Source organism: Peribacillus huizhouensis, assembly GCF_014138605.1.
Lineage (GTDB): Bacteria > Bacillota > Bacilli > Bacillales > DSM-1321 > Peribacillus > Peribacillus huizhouensis.
Map to the genome: position 1 here is coordinate 143,814 of NZ_JACJHX010000012.1, position 6,000 is coordinate 149,813.

Consider the following 6,000-nt stretch of genomic DNA (forward strand, 5'->3'; position numbering starts at 1 on the left):
CTGACCCCTGCATAAAACTCAAAAACCCTTGATATAACAAGGGTTTTTGAGTTTTTAGAAACTTGGGAAATAGGGTCTGACCCCAATTTCGTTCCTTTTCGCATATATGGGCTGGACAAGGAGTAGGTATAGTATGAGGGAGTTTTATCCTGGTATAACCGAAGAAAGTTTCACTTTATCCCGCATTAACGGGCAGTAACCCCCACCTTAAGGTGTAGAGAGTAATCGAAGAAGTGTAGGTGGGGGTTACTGCCCGTAAAAACCCACTGATTGAAGTTTCACTTTATCGTGAAAAGAGGAATGGGAATGACTTTTTATGCATTGTTCATTGCTATTATTTTTTGTATGGTCATGAGTATTCGTACATTATTCTTGACTACCGGTGATAAGAAACGGTTTTCGATGGAAACACTTGGATGGGCGATTAATCTATATGCCACGATCTTAATTGGTTTTGCTTTAATATATCTTTTATTTGAACTGCAAAATCATTCAGTCATACTTGATAATGGCAAGAGAGTAGAAGGGGACTTCTTCCAACAATTACAAACCTCATTTTATTTCAGTGCGATGACAATGTTTTCTGTCGGTTACGGTGATATCAGTCCGATTGGGATCGGAAGAATGGTAGCGACGATTCAAGCGTTTGTCGGCTATGCACTACCGGTAGCCTTCGTAATTCGAACGGTGAGCAGCGAGATGGATCAGTATGAACGAAACAAGAGGTGAAAGTTGTCTTTGCTGATAAAATTAGGTACCCTAATTTATAGAACATATAGTATAGAAACTGGAGGCTATCAAAATGACATTACAAGTAGGAGAAAAAGCACCGGATTTTACACTTCAGGCAAGTGAAGGCGGGGAAGTTTCATTATCTGACTATCTAGGGAAAAATATCGTTCTTTTTTTCTACCCGAAGGATATGACACCAGGATGTACAACAGAAGCATGTGATTTCAGAGATCAGCATACACAGTTTGGAGAGCTTAATGCGGTTATCCTTGGAATCAGTCCGGATCCTATTGCTAGCCATAAAAAATTTATCGACAAACACGGCCTGCCATTTACATTATTAGCGGATGAACATCATGAAGTGGCTGAAACATATGAAGTATGGAAGTTAAAGAAAAATTTCGGCAAAGAATATATGGGAATAGAACGCTCGACCTTTTTAATCGACGAAAAAGGAACACTAGTCAAAGAATGGCGTAAAGTAAAGGTTAAAGGCCATGTTGAAGAAGCGCTCGAATACTTGCGAAACAAAGCAGAATAAGCGAGGGATACGATGAGAGACGAACGACTAAATAAACTGGCAAAGCTCCTTTTGACACATTCGATAAAACTAAAAGCGGGTGAGCGAGTATTAATAAGAGGGCATTACAATGCAAAACCGTTGATGAAAGAATTAATTGATGAAACGTATAAACTAGGAGCCTATCCATACATTGATATTATGGATGATGAATTAAACCGTCATTTAGCGATGGGGTATGAAAGGGAACAGCTTGAAACGCTAGCATCCTGGATGTTAAAAAAATATGAAGATACAGATGCAGTCATCATTGCCTACGGAGAAGAAAATGATGCCGAGCTTTCAGAAGTCCCGGCAGAGAAGCATCGAATTCGTGGTGAAGCGATGAAGCAGTCGACATTCTTTTATGTCAATAATCGTCGTTGGGTGCTGCTCAATTACCCAACAATGGGTCTTGCACAAAAAGCGGGGATGAGCTTAAGTCGTTTTGAGGACTTTTTATTGGAAGTAAGTACGGCTGATTATGAAAAAATGGACCGTGCTATGCAGCCTTTAAAACAATTAATGGAACGGACTGATCGAGTCCGTCTTGTATCACCAGGAACAGATTTATCTTTTTCAATCAAAGGTATTCCAGCTGTTGTTTGTGCAGGTACAAATAATATTCCAGATGGGGAAGTATTTACCGCTCCGATCAAGGATAGTGTCAATGGAACGATTACTTTTAATACCCCATGTCCATATCAAGGCATGACTTTTCGGAATGTATCATTAACCTTTAAAGAAGGTAAGTTGATCGAAGCTAAGTCTGATCAAACGGAAAAAATGAATGAAATTTTTGATACAGATGCAGGTGCCCGCTATATTGGTGAATTTGCTATTGGAGTAAACCCGTTTATTACAGAACCAATGGGTGATATTCTTTTTGACGAAAAAATTTGCGGAAGTCTTCACTTCACACCGGGTGAGGCCTATGAAGAAGCAGATAATGGAAATCGCTCTAGCGTTCATTGGGATATGGTATTAATTCAACGTCCGGAATATGGTGGAGGCGAAATCTATTTTGACGATGTTTGCATCCGCAAGGACGGCCTATTTACGTTGCCGGAGCTAGAAGGATTAAACCCCGATCAATTAATATAGCCTGCCTATTTTTCTTGGAAAAGGCTTTTGTCCAACTCAATATTTCTATCATTGAATATGTTAAAGTATGGGAATACCTCCTCGGAATAACTTACGCGGGCCTAGTGCTCGCGGTTTTTTATGAAAAAAATAAAGGATGGTGCCATAAATCGTCTAAATAGAAAACAATAATTTATGGGAGGAATTCATATGTTAGTATTATCAACAATTGTGCCATCAAAAACAATTCAAACAGATTTAGAAACAAAGTTCCCGGATATTGACTTTCACTTTCAAGAGGATCTTGAAAAAGGTGCATTATCTGAGGCTGAAGTTTTAATTACATACGGTGAAGATTTAGAAAATCAACATATTCGAAATGCGCCCAAGCTTAAATGGATCATGGTCATGTCTGCAGGTCTTGAAAAAATGCCTTTCGAGGTGATTATCGAAAGAGATATTCTTGTAACAAATGCCCGTGGCATACATAAAATCCCGATGGCTGAATATACATTCGCTATGGTGCTTCTCCACGAAAAAAAAGGAAGGTTGCTGCTTGAAAATGAAAGGAATGCGAAATGGGATCGTGATGTTAGGGTAGGCGAATTAAATGGAAAGACGATGCTTATCCTAGGGACAGGTGCAATCGGTGGTGAAATTGCCCGTATCGCTAAAGCTTTTAATATGAAGACGGTAGGTTTGAATAGAAGTGGTAGGCCAACTGAATATATGGATCGTATCGTCCAAAAAAAGGATATCTTAATTGAACTTTCGCAAGCGGATTATATTATATCCATTTTACCGTCCACACATGAAACGAAGGGGTTCGTGAAATCAGAACACTTTAAGGCGATGAAGAATTCTGCGGTATTTGTAAATATTGGCCGAGGAGACGTAGTAGACGAGAATATCCTGCTTTCAGCACTTGCTAATCAAGAAATCGCTCATGCGGTTCTCGACGTATTCGATCCTGAGCCACTAGCGAAGGATCATCCATTCTGGGAAATGGATAATGTGACTGTGACTTCTCATTTATCAAGCAGATCTTATAAGTACCTTCCACGTGCGTTCCAGATTTTTGAACAAAATCTGGCTATTTATCTCGAAGGAAAATCAAATTTTGTGAATGAGGTTGATCCAGAAAAAGGATATTGATTTGGCTGTAAAGAAAAGGAGCCAGTATGATAAAATTAAATCGATATCCTAGGAAATGCGATTGTTTCATACGAGAAGCATTGACAAAGTAAGCCAACCAAAGGTACACTAATTATAAATATTCTAAAGTAAGAATATCTACTTGATAAGAAAAAGAGGTGCATAACGGTGTCCCAAGAGATATTAAAAGAAGCGTTGGAATCATTGAAAGATACCGGAGTACGTATCACCCCTCAACGTCATGCAATTCTTGAGTATTTAATAAACTCGATGTCTCACCCAACTGCAGACGATATTTATAAAGCATTGGAAGGTAAATTTCCAAATATGAGTGTGGCAACAGTTTATAATAATCTTCGAGTATTTCGTGAAGTTGGCCTGGTTAAAGAATTAACGTACGGGGATTCCTCTGCACGTTTCGATTTTGTCACAACAAACCATTACCATGTGATTTGTGAAAAGTGCGGGACAATTGTAGATTTTCACTATCCGGCGTTAGAAGAAGTTGAGCACTTTGCTTCACAGGTAACTGGATTTAAAGTGAATACCCACCGTTTAGAAGTTTACGGAGATTGTCCAGCTTGCCAAGGAAAAAGCTTACACTAAAAAAGGTTCCGCCTTAACTAAGGCAGGAACCTTTTTTAGTGTAGTAACTAGTAAAACTATCTACATAATGACCTTACACAGTCTAAATGGTTCGATCATAGTTAGTTAATTGATAGCATTAGAAAAGAGACGGAGACGCCTCTCATTGTTCTTGTTGAGTTTGTTTACGATTATATTTTTGATCAAATTCTTTACCTTCAAGACTTTTATCAAGCGTTAAACTTTCGTCACAATGCATACAAATATCTACTCTGCCTAATATTTTTGTAGGCTTATTACAGTTTGGACAAATGACCTGCACCGTTTTTGTTGAGAGCATACCAATCCAGAAATAGACGACTGTGCTAGCTACAATAAATAGAAGACCAAGCAGCATGAAAATCGTCATAACTATTGGATGAGATTTGAAAAATATCCCTCCATACATCACAATAAAACCGATGAAGACCAGACTCAGAGCAAATGTCCTGATTTTATTTATTTTACTAGAATATTTCGCCATAGTTGTCCCTCCTGAAATTTTACTATATCATATTTCACTGGGAAAGAAGAGAATATTCAGTAAAAATGTAGAGAATAAAGTAAAGGAAAAAATCTATAAAAGATTGTTCTGTTGCAGGGATTATAGTTGAAATGTCGAACAAATAAACATACCACAATTTATTGGGGGAATTAAGAGATGGAAGATATTCTTCGTCCGATTTATCAAGAGCGGGCAAGCATAAAGTCAACACTTGGCATACTTTTAATAGAAAAAAGGAAAAACACAAGTTCAAATACAGACACCTTCGATTACATTTTATTTGTAATTGTAAATGAAGCAGATGAACCGGTTTTTTTAAAGCACTATACATACAAAAATCAAAAAGCAGCTCTGCATATTGTTGAGGAAAAACAACTAAAAGAATGGCTATTGCTGGGCACGAACCGAAAAGTAGTCGATTGGCTTCAAAATGGTAAAATTCTCTATGATCATAATGAATATCTCTACAAACTTAAGACTGAGCTTCGGGAGTTTCCTTTCTATGGACGGAAAATTAAGATCGGTATAGAGTTTGCTAAGTTAATAAGAAGATATATGGATGGAAAAGCATTTTTTGAAGATGGTCATTATTTAGATGCATATAATCATGTGGTCCATTCTTTGCATCATCTCGCTAGATTAGAAGTGATTGATCAAGGTTTTTATCCAGAAGTAACGGTCTGGAATCAGGTTAAATGTATGGAACCTGAAATTTTTAAATTGTATGAAGAACTCGTAAACAGTGAGGAAACAATCGAGAAAAGGCTTGAACTTTTGTTTCTCGCTAGTGAATTTCTTATCTATTCTAGAACCAAAACAGGTTCACAGCATTTATTAGAAATAATGAAAGAAAGACAGGGTTACTGGAGCATATCAGAATTAATGGATCATCCTGAACTCGTTCATTATGCTGTTGATTTAAGTGTTTTGTTAGAATACTTAATAGATAAGACTATTATTGAAGTTGTTAAAACAGAGACTAAGGGAAATGAAGTTTATCATCGTAATTATAAAGTACGATAATTTTTTTAAAAAAGTTGTTGACCTTATGTTTTTATAATGATATATTTATATACGTCGCTGAGGGACACAAGCTTTCACAGCGGCGCAGATACATCTCAGAAAACTTTCAAAAAAACATGTTGACAGTACATGCGATAACGTGTTAATTTAATAAAGTCGTTTTTGAGACTTAGAAGTATTGATTTGCTCTTTGAAAACTGAACAAAACAAAGCGCCAACGTTTTAATTTAAGTGAGTACACACTATAAAAACAAATGAGCAAGTCAAACACTTTTTGGAGAGTTTGATCCTGGCTCAGGACGAACGCTGGCGGCGTGCC

The 6,000-nt window shown here is 37.3% G+C and carries 7 protein-coding genes; 6 read left to right on the top strand and 1 reads right to left on the bottom strand.

Annotated features, from left to right (window positions below; translation table 11 throughout):
- Positions 1 to 306 precede the first annotated feature (306 nt).
- The 5 genes from HNP81_RS17125 to perR all read left to right on the top strand — a co-directional run bounded on the left by HNP81_RS17125 (position 307) and on the right by perR (position 4,135).
- Entirely contained in the window at positions 307 to 729 is a 423-nt protein-coding gene (locus HNP81_RS17125) for a potassium channel family protein (RefSeq protein ID WP_028390310.1), read from the top strand.
- A 73-nt stretch (positions 730 to 802) separates the two neighbouring features.
- On the top strand, positions 803 to 1,273 hold the full coding sequence (bcp, locus tag HNP81_RS17130) for a thioredoxin-dependent thiol peroxidase (protein WP_182503397.1): 471 nt from the start codon (positions 803 to 805) through the stop codon (positions 1,271 to 1,273).
- 12 nt (positions 1,274 to 1,285) lie between these two features.
- On the top strand, positions 1,286 to 2,395 hold the full coding sequence (locus HNP81_RS17135) for an aminopeptidase (RefSeq protein WP_182503398.1): 1,110 nt from the start codon (positions 1,286 to 1,288) through the stop codon (positions 2,393 to 2,395).
- Between the two features lie 189 nt (positions 2,396 to 2,584).
- Entirely contained in the window at positions 2,585 to 3,529 is a 945-nt protein-coding gene (locus HNP81_RS17140; protein WP_182503399.1) for a D-2-hydroxyacid dehydrogenase, read from the top strand.
- 168 nt (positions 3,530 to 3,697) lie between these two features.
- Positions 3,698 to 4,135: a peroxide-responsive transcriptional repressor PerR gene (gene perR / locus HNP81_RS17145; protein WP_152534688.1), complete on the top strand. Its 438-nt coding sequence runs from the start codon at positions 3,698 to 3,700 to the stop codon at positions 4,133 to 4,135.
- A gap of 142 nt (positions 4,136 to 4,277) precedes the next feature.
- Here perR and HNP81_RS17150 read toward each other — a convergent pair whose 3' ends face one another.
- A complete protein-coding gene (locus HNP81_RS17150; RefSeq protein WP_028390315.1) occupies positions 4,278 to 4,637 on the bottom strand; it encodes a YgzB family protein in 360 nt (119 codons plus the stop codon).
- A gap of 177 nt (positions 4,638 to 4,814) precedes the next feature.
- On the opposite strand from HNP81_RS17150, the gene HNP81_RS17155 reads away from it, so the two are divergent.
- Complete coding sequence (locus HNP81_RS17155; protein WP_028390316.1) at positions 4,815 to 5,681, top strand: nucleotidyltransferase-like protein; 867 nt, start codon at positions 4,815 to 4,817, stop codon at positions 5,679 to 5,681.
- Positions 5,682 to 6,000 lie beyond the last annotated feature (319 nt).